Annotated in this window: 9 protein-coding genes; 1 reads left to right on the forward strand and 8 read right to left on the reverse strand. The window is 34.3% G+C overall.

Features of this window, described 5'->3' with window-relative positions; genetic code table 11:
• Positions 1-2: 2 nt before the first annotated feature.
• From GON26_RS06840 to GON26_RS06875, 8 genes are all read right to left on the reverse strand, one after another.
• Positions 3-1,520 carry a RagB/SusD family nutrient uptake outer membrane protein gene (locus GON26_RS06840; RefSeq protein ID WP_160373996.1) on the reverse strand — a complete coding sequence of 506 codons (1,518 nt, stop codon included), beginning with the start codon at positions 1,518-1,520 and terminating at the stop codon, positions 3-5.
• Positions 1,521-1,536: 16 nt separating this feature from the next.
• Positions 1,537-4,539: a SusC/RagA family TonB-linked outer membrane protein gene (locus GON26_RS06845; protein ID WP_160373997.1), complete on the reverse strand. Its 3,003-nt coding sequence runs from the start codon at positions 4,537-4,539 to the stop codon at positions 1,537-1,539.
• 212 nt (positions 4,540-4,751) lie between these two features.
• Complete coding sequence (locus tag GON26_RS06850; RefSeq protein WP_160373998.1) at positions 4,752-8,846, reverse strand: two-component regulator propeller domain-containing protein; 4,095 nt, start codon at positions 8,844-8,846, stop codon at positions 4,752-4,754.
• A gap of 28 nt (positions 8,847-8,874) precedes the next feature.
• Complete coding sequence (locus GON26_RS06855; protein ID WP_230407903.1) at positions 8,875-10,458, reverse strand: glycoside hydrolase family 55 protein; 1,584 nt, start codon at positions 10,456-10,458, stop codon at positions 8,875-8,877.
• Between the two features lie 106 nt (positions 10,459-10,564).
• Complete coding sequence (locus GON26_RS06860) at positions 10,565-11,734, reverse strand: DUF4861 family protein (protein WP_160374000.1); 1,170 nt, start codon at positions 11,732-11,734, stop codon at positions 10,565-10,567.
• Between the two features lie 452 nt (positions 11,735-12,186).
• Positions 12,187-12,885 carry a DUF1826 domain-containing protein gene (locus tag GON26_RS06865; RefSeq protein ID WP_160374001.1) on the reverse strand — a complete coding sequence of 233 codons (699 nt, stop codon included), beginning with the start codon at positions 12,883-12,885 and terminating at the stop codon, positions 12,187-12,189.
• A 235-nt stretch (positions 12,886-13,120) separates the two neighbouring features.
• A complete protein-coding gene (locus GON26_RS06870) occupies positions 13,121-14,101 on the reverse strand; it encodes an L-dopachrome tautomerase-related protein (protein ID WP_160374002.1) in 981 nt (326 codons plus the stop codon).
• Positions 14,102-14,201: 100 nt separating this feature from the next.
• Positions 14,202-14,789, reverse strand: a complete 588-nt coding sequence (locus tag GON26_RS06875) for a Crp/Fnr family transcriptional regulator (protein WP_160374003.1) — start codon at positions 14,787-14,789, stop codon at positions 14,202-14,204.
• 283 nt (positions 14,790-15,072) lie between these two features.
• Between GON26_RS06875 and GON26_RS06880 the strand changes: the two genes are divergently transcribed.
• The gene (locus tag GON26_RS06880) at positions 15,073-15,456 is read left to right on the forward strand and encodes a hypothetical protein (RefSeq protein WP_160374004.1); all 384 of its coding nucleotides are present in this window, start codon (positions 15,073-15,075) and stop codon (positions 15,454-15,456) included.
• Positions 15,457-15,639 lie beyond the last annotated feature (183 nt).

Raw genomic sequence — 15,639 nt, forward strand, 5'->3', positions numbered from 1 at the left:
GTTTAGTAACCAGGATTGTTAGGTTGTAAATTAGGATTGATTGCCAATTCTGTCCCTGGTAATGGAAATAGGTAATCTTTGGCTGGATTGAAATTTGCGTGTGGTTCCAGGCCATCAGGACCAAATACTTCAGGACCATTTTTTAACCTTTTGATATCATACCATCTGATGTATTCAAAAGCAAATTCTAATCTTCTTTCATCAATAACCATTTTCTTAAAATCATTTTTGGATAATCCTGGGGCTACATTCGCCGGAAACGAAACCATTTTTCCTGCTTTATTTCTTGCTCTTGCGCGAACTCTGTTTACATATCCATCTGCTTCAGTGGTTCCGGGATTAATTTCGTTCAAAGCTTCAGCAGCAGTCAGCAATACTTCTGCGTAACGCATCGTAATGTAATTGTGTTCAGAAGTTCTTCCGTTAGCACCCGCTTTTCCTGGAAAACGATAATATTTCGCAATATGTGGTCGGGGTGCTTTTTCGTTATCACTTGATGGATAAACCTGCAAAGATCCTCCTGGTCCTGTTTTCTTTCTAATAATAGTATCAAAACTAACCGCTCTTCTGTAATCTCTCTGATCCCAAGTATTAAATACTTTTAGCGAAGGAACTGCAACCGAAAATCCTTGTCCGTAATTGTAGCTGTCATCTTTTAATGAACCTGTAAAAAAGGCTGTATAGTCCTGACCGTAATTTCCTGAATTTAAGTTATTAAAGTCGATGGTAAACATAGGTTCCTTTAAAGAAGCCGCTTTTGTAGCATTGAATAAATCCTGAAAATCAGCATCTAAACCCAAACCAAATTTGGTTTCGTTTGTAATTACGTATTTAGCTTCGTCGTACGCTTTTTGATAATTTCCTAAAGTAAGGTAAACTGAGGCCAAATATCCTGCTGCAGTACCTTTTCCCGGAACTGCTTTTGCTTTTGGTTTGTCTTCCAGCCATTGTTTTGCAAATTCTAAATCGGCAATAATTTTTAGATAAACATCTGCTTCTTTAGTTTTGCCTAAAGAATTTACCTGAGAAACATCGCTAACAACAAAATCAACGTACGGAATATCTCCAAAAATCCGAACCAAATGATAATACGTAAACGCTCTTGCGAAATAAGCCTGAGCGACAATTGCGTTTACTTTTTCAGGATCTCCAGGCGTTTTCTTAGCTCCTTCAATGGCCTGATTAGCAGCAGTAATAATGATATAGGATTGTGGCCAAAAGTTGGCAACAAGAGCATTCGTATCATTCATCGTCATATCATTAACATCGATACGGGCTGCCTGTGTGGTTCTGTCACCAATATCGGCCATATCATCGCGAAGCATAAGGGCAATCGTAAATTCGCGTCCCCAATAATTATTGTGGGCAATATTGGCAAAAGCTCCATTTACAGCTGCCTGTAAGTCATTTGTATTGTTAAAAAAGTTGCCGGGACCAATAATTCCTACCGGTTTTTCTTCGAGGTCAGAACAGCTAAAAGCGAATACTCCCAATAAAAGGAAAGTTATATATTTTTTCATAATATTATTTTTTAGACTAAAATTTTAAATTAAAACCGAAAGTAAAAGTTCTCACATTTGGGTAACCTCCATATTCTAATCCCAGGTTGGTGTTACTTCTCGCATTGGTATCATTCAGATAATTTCCTTCCGGATCAGAACCCGGATAATCTGTTATTGTCCAAAGATTTTGCGCACTGATGTAAAAACGAACTTTGCTCAACCCGATTTTCGAAACTATATTTTCGTCTAAACTATATCCTAAAGAAATGTTTTTTAAACGAATATAACTTCCGTCATAAACAAATCTCGAAGTAACTCTTTTTGTTCTGGCCGCATTAACAGGCACATTGGTATCTGTATTGGTTGGAGTCCAGGCGTCTAAAACTTCGGTTGTCGCATTATTATTCCCGGAAGCCAGTTCCATCAAAGTATAATTTAAGATTTGGTTTCCTTGTGAACCCTGAAAAAAGATATTCAAATCGATATTTTTATAGGTAAAATCATTATTTAAACCAAAGATAAAATCAGGATTTGGATTGCCGATAATCGTTTTATCCTGAGAATCCAGTTTTCCGTCTCCGTTAACATCTTTAAATTTTTCTCCACCGGCAATCGTTTCAAAATTTCCCGGAAGAACTGTTTCGCCTTGCTGAATTACACCATCATAAACAAATCCGAAGAAAGAACCAACTGGTTCGCCCACTCGCAAAATTTGAGAATCTGTAGCCAGAAAATGCCCTGGAGTTGAGTTGATCAAAAGATCTTTGTTGTCTGCCAGTTTGAGTACTTTGTTTTTATTGGATGAAATATTAAAGTTTGTTGACCACGTAAAATCTGCACCAGTAAAGTTTTTAGAATTAATTCCTAATTCCCATCCTTTGTTTTCTAGTTCGCCCACATTTTGAAGCTGAGAACCAATTCCTGAAACACCTGGCAAAGGTCTGTTGAACAATAAATCTTTGGTATTGGTTATGTAATAATCTGCAGTCAGACTGATTCTGTTTTCGAATAAACCTAAATCAATTCCGTAATCCTGCTGATAGGAAGTTTCCCATTTCAAATTCGGATTATCCAGAGAGGTTAACTGAACCGCATTTACAATAACATCACCGCTCACATCATAAATTTCTGAAAATCTTGATAAAGTTGAGTACGCACCAATTGATGGGTTTCCGGTTGCACCATAACTCGCTCTTAATTTAAGGTTTGAAATGGTTTTATTATCTATTAAAAAACCTTCTTTGCTTACATTCCAGCCAATTGCTCCAGAAGGAAAAGTTCCGTATTTATAATTTTTACTAAAGCTTGAAGAACCATCACGACGTGCCGTAAACGTAACTAAATATCTGTCGTCATAATCAAAATTTAATCTTCCGAAAGCCGAAATCAATTCGGTTTCAGATAAAGACGAATTTGGTTTCATAAATACAGTTCCTGCACCCAAATTATGATAGGAATTAGTATCCGTCAAAAATCCTCTCGCAGCAGCATACGAACTTTGGTTTTTATTTTTTTGATAGGAATAACCTCCAAGTACGGTTAAAACTCCTTTTTCTATAATTTCTTTTTTATAAGTCAAATAATTTTCAGTCAGGAAAGATGAATTTCGGCTATTATTGACAGAAGCCTCTCCTTTAATATTTTTTCCGGCAATCAGCGTTGAAGGAATGTATCTTCCTGTTTCAGAATTAGAGTCTGATAATCCTAAAGTAGTTTTAAAATCAAGATCGTTTGTGATTTTGTATTGAGCAAAGAAATTTGATCTGTTGACAAATGATACCGTTTCCAGAATGTTTTCCATAGCCGTTGCATAAGGATTATCAATATTATCTCCTATTGGGGCAGTAGTGGTATAAGTACCATCTTCGTTGTAGATTCCTTTGTCTGGCATAAATCTGTAGGCCGAAGCAATTACACCGGCAGCTCCTGTACCTCCGGCACCAGTCTGACTAACAATTCCGTCTTTATTTTGTTTACTTTGAAAAAGATTTAAACCTACTTTCAGTTTATCGGTTAAATCGGCTTCTAAATTGCTAACGATCGTGTATTTTTCTATTCCAGAATTAATCACAACACCATTTTGATTAAAATAATTTCCCGATACATAATATTTTATGGCTTCAGAACCACCAGAAAATGATAAGGAAGTATTCGAAAGCATTCCCTCACGGTAAATTACGTCCTGCCAATCTGTGTTAGCCCCGGCAGAAGTATGTGTGGTAAAACTTTTTCTATACGCTACAAACTGATCTGCATCTAATAAATCCAGTTTATTGTTTACCGACTGTATCGAAGTCGAATTACTAAACTCGATAACTGGTTTTCCGGGTTTTCCTTTTTTAGTGGTGACCATAATAACCCCGTTTGAACCTCTTGATCCGTAAATAGCCGTTGCTGAAGCATCTTTTAGAATCTCAATTGAAGCAATATCCTGAGGCTGTGGCATAGAAACTCCCGCAAAACCATCAACCACGATAAGTGCATCTCCACTCGCATTGATTGAGGTTCCTCCACGAACCCTGATTTTTACAGGAGAACCTGGTTCGCCTCCGTTGTTTGATTGTACCGAAACTCCGGCTGCCCTGCCCTGCAGTGCCTGTTCTGCACTTAATAACGGATAAGCTGTTAATTCCTTTGCCGTTACTGATGATACAGATCCTGTAATATCGCTCTTTTTGCGGGTTCCGTAACCTACAACAATCACTTCATCAAGTGCTTTCGTATCCGGTTTTAAACTGACATTGACTACTGTTTTATTTCCCAGCGGAATTTCGACCGTTTTATATCCAATAAAATTGAATACTAAAACAGCATTTTTTTCTGAAACTATAACGGTATAATTTCCATCCATATCTGCAGAAGATCCTACAGAAGATCCTTTGATATAAACATTTGCACCTGGAAGCCCGAGTAAATCATCACTGGAAGTAATTCTTCCTGTAACTTTTTTGTCCTGTGCATTTACAACAATATTTACCAGTACAAAGAGTACCAGAAAATACCATTTAAGCGATTTGTTTTTGAAGTTTGTAAACATTCATTTTTTGGTTTTAAGGTTAATGTTAGATAAAGTAGAAAAACAACAAGCTCATTCCGATGATAAGCATGACAAATAGAATTTGCAGCAACACGAATTTTGTTTTGGTGATTTTCATATCGCAAATGTATAGGGCACAAATAATATAGAAATACAAAAAAGGGTATCTAAAAATACAGATACCCTTTTTAAAGCCTTATAAACTAAGGATTTTAGATTGTTGAAGCCGATTTAGAAAATTTGTCGGCAAATTGCGACGGGGTTTCTCCGTATCGTTTTTGGAAACATTTGCTAAAGTATTTTGGATTATTAAAACCTACTTTATAACTCACTTCTGCAATATTCAATTTGTTTTGTTCCAATAATTGAGCAGCACGTTTTAATCGTATTTCATGAATAAATTCGTTTGGAGTAAAATTCGTCCAGGCTTTAATTTTTAAGAATAACATGGTGCGGCTCACCCCTAACTCTGAACAAAAAAACGGAATATCAAATTGTTCATTCGAGATGTTTTCCTCTACAATTTTAAAAGCTTTTTTTAATAGCTCTTCATCCAGAGAAGAAACCGTGATTTCAGAAGGGTTAAAATGGTCTTCGCTCGAAAATTTGTTTTTTAAACGTTCAGCAGAATTCAATAGATTTTTAACCCGAAGTTTAAATTCAATTAAATTAAAAGGTTTACTGATGTAATCATCGGCACCACTTTCTAAGCCTTCAAATTTATATACTAATGACGATCTGGAGGTTAATAAAATTACCGGTATGTGGCTTGTTTTTATATTCTCTTTTATTTTAGAACAAAGCTCGGTGCCCACCATTTCAGGCATAATAACGTCGCTTATTATTAAATTGGGTACAAATTGCAGTGCTTTTTCTAACGCTACTTTTCCGTTATCTGCCACAATAATATTATATTCTTTCTTTAGTAAATTTTTCATAAAAGAACGTAAAACCTTGTGGTCTTCTACAATAAGTATTGTTTTTCTTTCGGTATTAACCACTAAATCATCCACATCTTCATGATCTGTTATTTCGGAGGTTTCTAGTTGTGCTTTATACTGATCAATATCATCACTAATTTTAAAATCACTTATAATTTCAGTGTCCAAAAGATGTTTCCTGCCCAAAGGAAGAGTTACTTTAAATACAACTCCTTCTGTTTTTTTATTGAATACCTCAATACTTCCTTTATGGAGTTTTACTATGTTTTTTACAATTGAAAGTCCAATTCCGGTTCCTTTATTATAGTTTTTCTGAATGTTATTGTGCATTGGAACCTCAAAAAATAAATCAAAAATTTTATCAATATGTTCTTCAGCTATCCCCACACCCGAATCTTCTATCGTAATAAAAAGATTCTCTGTGTCGTGTGTTATTTTAAGATGAATCGACCCTCCTTTTGGCGTATATCTGAAAGCATTTGAAATTAGATTATAAAAAACGCGCTCTAATTTATAGCGGTCAAAATACACTAAAATCTCTTCTTCTGATGATTCGAAAGTATAACTATATCCGCCATCTTTGGCATATTCAATAAAAGATAAAAAGATTTCTCGGGTAAATTTTACAATATTTCCTTCAGCAGATTCGAGCATTACCTGATGGTTTTCAAGTTTTCTAAAATCCATTAAACGATTTATTAAACTCAAAAGATGATTGGCACTTCCTTCGATAACCAATAGTTTTTTATACATTTCGTGAGTACCATTATAATCGGTCAGAATTTGCTGCAACGGACCTAATATCAGCGTTAATGGCGTTCTAAATTCATGCGATATATTGGTGAAAAAATCTAATTTCAAGCGATTATTTTCTTCTATTCGCTCAGTTTCCAAATATTCCAGTTGTAATTTCTGTTTCAGTCTTGCTTTGGATTTTATGATCCAGATTAATCCGTATAATCCCAGACCAATTATAATTCCATACAATAAAAATGCCCAAATACTTCTCCACGGTGCAGGTTTTACAATAACGGTTAAACTGGTAGGAACTTTGTTCCAGACCCCGTCATTATTAGCCCCTTTAACTTCAAAGGTGTAGCTTCCAGGATTTTGAATCGCAAAAATGGCTTCGGTGTTTTTGGTTTTGGTCCAGTTGTTTTCTAAGCCAGTCATACGGTATAAATATTGATTGTTTTTTGACCGAATGTAATTGGGTATTGCAAAATTTATCGAGAAATTGGCTTTGTCGTAGTCTAATGTAATGGTTTTGGTATAACCGATGCTTTTGTCTAAAATTTCACTCTTATCGTGTGCATGAATACTTTCATTATTAATTTTCAAATCTGTTATTAATACCTGAGGAGCATATTTATTGATCGAGATTTTTTTGGCGTCAAAATAGGTCACTCCGGATGGGCTTCCGAAATAAAACTCATCTGAATCAAGTTTTAGAGCCGAATTATCATTAAATTCATTACTCGTTAAACCATCTTTCTGATCGTAAATAATAGTCGTTTTTCTTCTTGTATTGTACTTTATAATGCCCTGATTGGTACTAATCCAAAAGTTTTTATCATCATCTTCCAGTATAGAATGTATAGACGTGATAGCTGTATTACCAACTTTTAAATTAATTTTATTGAATTTTTTTCCATCAAAATAATGAAGGCCTTTTGCTTTGGTTCCAACCCAAATTTTATTTTGGCTATCCTGAAAAAGCGTCAGAATATCGTCGCCTGCTAAAGCAGCAGCGTCAAAAAAGAAATGTTGTATCTGATATTTATTTTGCTGAAACTTTTTTAACGAAATCCGATTTAATCCGTTTTGAGTTCCAATCCATAAAAATTTATTTTTATCAACCAAAATAGTACGAATAATATTATTGGTAATTAAATTTTGGCTTTTATTATCATTATTAATAACCAAAAAGTCTTTTGTAACAGTATTGTACCGAATCAGTCCTTTGCCAAAAGTTCCAATCCATAAAATTCCATTGCCTTCATTTTTAATAGAATAAACACCCGTTTCTTTCAATAAAGCACTTAAATTAGGCGCAATTCTACTCTCTTCCATTCTTTTCGAAAGCGTATTATAGGCAGACAATCCTTTAGAAAAAGTACCCATCCACAAAATATGATCTTCAGAAAGACACATCGATTTGATATCATTTTTGTTGTTTTGCCCCGTTTTGCTGTTGATGTAGCTTGTTGTTTCGGTTTTTTTATTAAAAATAGTAACACCACCTCCTTCAGTTCCAAAATAAATATTCTGATTGGTATCGCTAATAATCGAACTCACCACATCAAAACTCATCGGAATCTTTTTTGAATTCTGATTGTAATTTGAAAAATTAACATTCGAAACATCCCAAATATTGATGCCTTTATAATAACAGCCAATCCAAACAGAACCTTTTTTATCAATAAAAACCGACTTTACTTTATCAATTCCGTTACTGTTAGTACTATTATTTATTTTTTGAAGGCTTTTATCTTTTCCAAAAATGTACATTCCGTCATACGCTCCAATCCATAAAGAACCTTGATTGTCAATGGCCAGAGAGCGAATATCGGTATTGATTTCTTTGTACTTTTGTTCGGGCAGGAAAGCTGTAAATTGGTTTGTCGAATGGTCAATTTTCAAAAGGCCTTTATTCTTTGTCCCCACCCACAAATCACCTTTAGAATCCTCTACCAGTGACTGAATCGTAAGCAAATCAGCCGAATTTAAGGGATAATTTTTAAATACGAATTTATCATTTTTTCTGCTCACAAGCTTACACAATCCTTTTGTTGTACCAATCCAGATTTCTCCTTTTTTAGTTTTTAGAATTGCGAGTATATTGTTGCTTGGCAAGGTTTTAGGGTCGGTATCAGAATGAAAAATAGACGTAAAACGATTTGTTTTTTCATTATATATTGTTAGCCCTTTTGAAGTTCCAAACCACATTTCGTTGCCAATTTCTTTGATAGACCAGGTAGCATTACCGCTTATGGTGTGATTGGTTTTGTTATGAAGATATCTTTTGAAAGTATTGGTTACCGGATTATAACAGTTTAGACCATTGTAAGTCCCTACCCATATTTTACCAGTCCTGTCTTCTTCAATTGATAAAATATCATTATTGCTGATAGAGTATTTATTGGTAACATCATTTCTGAAAATAGTAAATTTACTTCCGTCATATTTGTTAAGGCCATCACGGGTACCAATCCACATTTGTCCAAATTTGTCCTGGTGCATGGCTATGACTGAACTTTGCGAAAGCCCGTCAGTAGTAGATAAACTCTTTAACCGATATTTCGTTTGAGAAAAAACATTCCCAAAAATTAAGAGTAAAACTAAAAAAGGTATCTTGTATTTCATAAAGTTCAAATTACTTTGCGATATTATATTATTTTAATCGCTTTTGCAATTGATAATCATATAAAGAAGGAATTGCGTCCAGCGGTGAATTCAAAAACTCAATATATGCATCGGGTTCATATTTTAATTCGAATTTTTGGTTTCCGCTAACGCCAATAATTCTGGCAAACGGTCCATCCTTCATACCGTATAGTAAAACGGGTTTGGTTATTTCATTTGGGTTTTCGACTTCTACAATTATATTCCAAAAAGTACTGAAGGGTCCATGAGAAGGTTTCCAGTATTCGGCTCCTCCTCCACCAAATAAGGCATAACTATGGTCTGCGTCTGGCTTTATATGAACTTTAATATCGTCGAATAAATTCTGATGATTCGCTCCAGAATGCTGATCTAACAAAGGATTTGCAAAAATTTCACAATGCTGATATACATTTTTGGTAGCAAAGGTGTTGAAACTTAAAGGATGAACTGCCTCATTATAAATTTTAAGATTTTTGACTAAAACATTATGAACACCACCCAAAGTTACAGTATAATGTGCCAGATGTGTTCCCTCCGTAACAATATCCTGTATGGAGATATTCGCCACTTCTTCGGCTAAAATACCACTGTCCGAATTTGTAATCCTAATATCTTTTACCCAACTATTAAAAAGACGTGTTAAAAACAGCGCATTATTTCCAGGCTCAACGTGATGTGCTACTCTTGGAATATCCGGAAAAGTAAAACGAATATGTTCGATTCCAACTTCGTTTAAATGTTTCCATTCAACTAATTGTGCCTGATAATCAGGTTTGATGCTAATCGTTAAAGGTGTTTTTATTGTTATTTTTGATTTTGAAATCTTTATAATTTCGACTTGCTGTCTTACAATAGGCAATTTGGGAAATTTCCAGTGATGTGAGCCAGGTTTTACATTGGCACCTTTGTAAAGATCGGTTAGGATTGAGCCATTTTCTCCGTCTTTATTAAACAATTGAAGTTCTACGATATCGCCCACTTTTAATCCTTTAATATCCGAAACATTCAGGATGTGTCCGCCCCTGTTTCCAGAGCTAACTCTCGCCAGGATATTAGGTGTTGGTTCGTATTTATCAAGGTAAGATTTTACCCTTTCGCCAGGAATCTGCGTCCAGATAAAACCGCCCGACCAGGCATATTGCGAAAAAGGTAAATCTACATTGTTTTCCGGTTCGCGCTGTCTTTTGTCAAAAGTGGTTAAATATTCCCGAAGTTCAGACAAAGATTCAGGATTTTTACAATACATGAGGGGTCTGGGACAATAAATTTCAGTTCCCGCATCAGAAGAACCTGCACCGCGAAGCACAAAATTACTTCTTTCGATATATAGAATATCACTCAGAATAATTCGGCCTGGAGGCAATTGCAAAACCACATTGCCATCAATAGAATTTGCTGCATCTATGGCTTTTAGCAATGCTTTTGAATCGTCTAAACCATCATTTGCTTTTACGCCAAAATCTGTTGCACTGATAATTTTTCCTTCCAATTCAGGAAGTGTTTTTTCTCCAAAATGATAACCCGCATAACTAAAGTCAGGAAGGTAATCTGTCTTCGAATCCGTAAGTATTTTTGGGATTTTTTGCCCCATCACAATGCCATTTATAAAAATACTGCAAAAAATAATAAGGGATTGGCGATTCATGGTTGGTGGTATTTTGGGGGAGGAAATATTTTTTTATCTGTGAAGTCATTCTTTATTTTTTCAACTTTACAACAAGTGGATTATTTACTTTATTAGCAAATGCACTTAGGTAAGTTTCCCATTCTTGTTGGGTCTTGAATGGAGATCCTTTTTTCCAGCCAAAACCCACGTAATAAATAGCTTTTTCCTTTTTTACAGCGATATTAGCGTATAAATTGCTCAAATCTTTCTTATCCGTTATAAAATGGTCAAAACTCTTCAGATTATTTTCAGGTACAACTAATCCTGTACCTATTTCAGAATCATCAAGGTTTTCCCAATGACTTAACCAGCCTTCTTTCACATTCGTTCCGATACTGCCTTTTTTATCATGAAGCGTTAATCCCGCAGCAATTGATTTTGTTCCTGTAATATTTATTTCAAAGCGCGAAAGATAACTTCCGTAATCAAGACTAATCAATTTAGATTCGGATATTTTTTTTCCGTTTGCATCCCAATTCGCATAAGTAAGCACAAAACTGGTTCTTATTGGTCCTGTAGAAATGGTTTTCCAACTGATAAAATTTTTAGAAAAACAATAATTATCATGGCTTTTAACAGCAATTCCACCTACACCACGACTATCTCCTACATGAAAATTATCCAAACCTTCACCAGTGTCTTCATGATAAGTCCCTGTTTTTGAGGTTGTTTTTTCGTACCATTTATTGATGATCGGGTAGTCAACTCTTTTTAGCCAGGCATCAATTCCACTGGTTAAAGTTCCCCCGGCTACCTTTTCTTCGACCATTTTTTGAGCTGTTGGTCCATACGTTCTAAAGGCTACTTTATCGTTTTCCCAAGCGTAATCGTCTGTTCTTTCCGGAACAAATCTCGAATAACAATTAATATTCTTAGGCAAAGAAGCATTTGATGAAGCGATGATTTCAAAATCCTGGGCAGATGAGGCCTTTATTTTTGGCTGAAATAATAAAACATCCATCGTTCCGTCGTTATCATAATCGATACACTGTGTTGGCAGCAATACATCAGTATCAACTTCTTTGATTGCAACTTCTTCTAATTTTGCCGTAGTATTTAGATGAAGGCTTTTTTTAGTGAGTTCAATAGTTTCAAATTCACGATTTACAGGAAGTGAATTGGTAACAGTAATGATTCTATTTTGGGAGTGAAGAGCTATACAATTAGCAAAAATTGTGAGCAGTAAGATTTTTTTTTTCAAAATTTGGTGGTTTTAGTTTTTAAAGAAGTTTAATACTTTTAGTCTAAATTCTTTACGTATGATTACCTATAAAGGTATCATTACGTTTTTATTAGACGCCTGAGTTTTTACTTTTTAAAAGTTTTTTTGAGATTATTTATAAGTTCATAAATTTATAAATAAAATAAATTTTGGAAGTACAGAAATGGGTACAAAAATGTACAGAAATCATTTTAGGATTGATATTGTGATGCAAAGAGGTGCTGTAACACCTATTAGAATAAAGTATAAAATTAGAGTTGGTTATAAGCCTATAGTAAAAGCTTTTGATGTAGTCGAGCTCACAAAAAATAGCATTTCATTGTGGAATGGGGCTTTTTTTTACCTTTTCTCTATAATTTAAAAATCATTAGCTAGCTGCTTATTACGATAAATCATTACACTTCAATAGGCTTATTCTACTACAATTTCCTTCAACAAATCAACAACAACCGATATTCTCCTTCTTTTTCTATTGGAGCCCTATGAATACAAGGCAGTACTTGTTGTTTTGGATGATCTACAGCCAATCGCCAAAGATGTCCTAAACCTAAATTAACAGGCTCTGCATCCGGATGTACCTGATAATGCAAATCAAAATAATTCTCCTTCAAAAAGTTTTCGAATTCTTCCGAGGGACCATCATGCAGTTCTTTTAGTTTTGCCCGGATTTCTGGAATTAGAATTTTCTGCTCTGCCTGCGTATTAGAAATAATATCACTTGCCGTTCCGTGATAAGTACATAAAAAAGTATCTGTTGCAATGGGCGAACGATCAACATGAAACGAATACACATCAGTGGATATAAAATCAAATTCATCATCGCGTTCGTAACACTTCAGCAAATTAAGAGATGGCGAAGCTCCAAAATCTGATAAAAGTTGTAAATCATTTAAGATTATTTCTCTTGCTATATTTCCCTTTTCGGATAGTTGGAGCGCGATAAGATCTTCAGGGCAAACTTCCGTAATATTTTCTTTTAAAGTTAACTGAGACACAATTTCGTTAAAATCGCCATCCAAATTTCTGTACCAGCATAACGCATTCATTTCTCCTTTGAAATCGGTATTCATAAGGTCTGAGAATGTAGATACGATACCTATTTGATTGCCTTCAGAAAATGTATTGTTCATCGTATAATAGTAAAAGTTAGTTACTTCATGCTGCACAAAATTATATTATAGTAGCTATTTTTACATTATTATCGCCATAAACTTTTGGAGTTAATAATACCTTTTACATAAAAAAACACTAATTTTTTCAAATCCTACCTAAAATGGCTTGTGAATTGTCCTGTAACGGTCATAAAACTAAAAAGCCCATTTCGTACTGAAATGAGCTTTTTTAATATCTAAAATAAATCAAAATTTACTTTATTCTGATTATATCATAAGAGGACTGCGTTTTATCTCCTGCCAATAAACTACCCAATTTAGAACAAATTACATATACATTCCCATCTGAAGCAAGTGCTGCAGTGGTAGGGAATTCTTCTTTCCCAATAATCGTTTGATTTACTTTTGAGGCACTTTGCCAGTTATTACTACTTGAAAAAGTATAAGTACTGCCAGAAGCCAATCCGTTTTCAACAATAACTAAATCATTGTTTTTATCTAATTCTATACCATCCGGAGCACTGAATGTGGTTCCTGTTACCTTAGTAATAGCTGAAGGATTAGAGATAGAAATTTTAAACAAGCTGGCATCATCCGTTTTTACAGCCAGTAAGTATCCATCGGGATGAAAAACAATTCCATTTAAACCAAATTGTCCTGAAGCAGGCTGAAATAGCTTATGGGTTACAAATAATGAAGCTTCAAAACTGGTGTCAATTTTATAAATATTTGGAGAAAAGGAATCGGTAATATAAATATTTCCCTTAGCATCTACCGCAATATCATTAAGACAGGATCCTGCATTTGGGGTGAAATTTTTTAAATCAATTTCCTTAATCAATGCACCGGAAGTAAGATTGAAAATACTTACCGTAGCAATAGTTCCGGCGCTTCCCTCAGTACTTTTTTGCGAAATTCCCAAGTCAGCGTTAGCCACAATTAAGCGGTTTCTACTTTCATCCGTATAAACTCCTGTAGGCAGTACCAGTTTAGGACTGGTTGCAAATACAGTACTTTCGCCCTTACTATTCATAGTATAAATTGCTCCTTTATGTAAGGAGCTAAAGAGGAATTTTTCATTTTTCGAATCATAATCAATTCCTTCAGGATAAAGACCTGTATCTGTTACAGTGTATTTACTGGCTAAAGAAACGGGAACTGTTGCTGGCTTTTTTTCGCTATCACAGGCCACAAAAAAAATGGAGAGGGCTGCAATTAAAATAGAATTTTTCATTTTTATTAATTAAAATTATTTGTCCTTATTGACAATGCAAATCTGGCACAGAACAATAAAAATAAAAATGAACTAGTTTAGGAAATAGGGTTGAACCAGTTTAACTTTTTGACGTTTTACCATTGCGTATTTTGCTCAAATACTCTTTGCTAAAACCCAGATAAGAAGCTAATGCGTATTGGGGAACACGTTTTGCAATAGCAGTATATTTGCTCATAAATTCGTCGTATCGCTCTTCGGCTGTTGAAGTAAAATTTGCCAAAAGCCTTTTTTGCTGAAAAGCAAGGGCACGCTGGGTAATAATGCGTTCGAATTTTTCCAGTTTTGGAATTTCCTCCAGAAATCTCTGCATATTTTCATATTCAATCTGAATAAGTACAGAATCTTCAAGAGCTTCAACAAATAAAGTAGCAGGTTCCTGATAAATCAGACTGCTGTAATCCGAAATCCACCAGTCTTCGATTGCAAATGACAGCGTATGTTCTTTGCCTTGCTTGTCTATCAGATAACCTCTAAAAGCGCCTTTTACAACATAACTTTTATGTTTGCAGACAAAACCTGGCTGAACAATAAACTGCCTTTTTTTTACCCTGGTAATTTTCAAAAAAGTAGCCAGATGCTTTTTTTCATCATCTGTTAAATCAACATATCTTGAGATATAATCTATAACGGGCAGTAGCTCTTCCATTTAACAAAGGTAATTTTTTTGTGTTAAGTTGGAGAATAACTAACTCTCCCCGCCAAATTCCTCACTTATAATTGTTTTTTTTTTTAATTCTGTCTTTTTTTCGTTTAAACCAAATGTCTAAGGATTCAAAACGATCATGTAAAGTAAAACAATGAATGTGTTTCGTTTTTATTATCGTTTAAACAAAAAAATGCCTAATAAAATTTAGAATCATTCTAATAGCTTCAAATCGATTATGTATGTTATTTTGAAGTAATTTTATTTTGAAATTAGAACCCTACCCATGAATGCTATAACAGATGTAAAAACTTTAGAAAATATTCTTAAAGACATCGATAAAAAAATTGACAGACTCAATGATCAAAAAATAGTTGCTTTTTTTGAAACTTTAGGATTGCATAAAAGAGACGATATTGCTAAAGATTATCTAAATTGGGAAACAATCCTTGTTGTAGTGCCAGACAGACATACCTCGAATGAAATAAAAAAATACAAATATTCTATTGCGAGAATTTCCTTTCTTACCAATCCTAATGCAAAGCAAATCCACATCTACGATTTCAATCAGTGGAAAGATGCTTCGCGAAATAAAACACAATTTCAGATTAGAGAATACCTGAAAACCAATTTTGGAGGCGTTAAAACTTTCGATTCTAATCTTTCTTAATTTTTTATAATATATAAATTTATAAAAAAACATCAGCTAAAATAAACATTTTAATGGCAGTAGATTAAAGATTAGCAATCTTATTTCATTAATGTTTTAGCCTCATTTAGTACCTTATTTTTTCAAAAAAAATCCCCTTTACATAACATGGCTTTGAGTTTCTTTTTTTTACATTTTTAGAAA

The sequence above is a fragment of the Flavobacterium hydrocarbonoxydans genome, assembly GCF_009789235.1.
GTDB classification, from domain to species: Bacteria; Bacteroidota; Bacteroidia; order Flavobacteriales; family Flavobacteriaceae; genus Flavobacterium; species Flavobacterium hydrocarbonoxydans.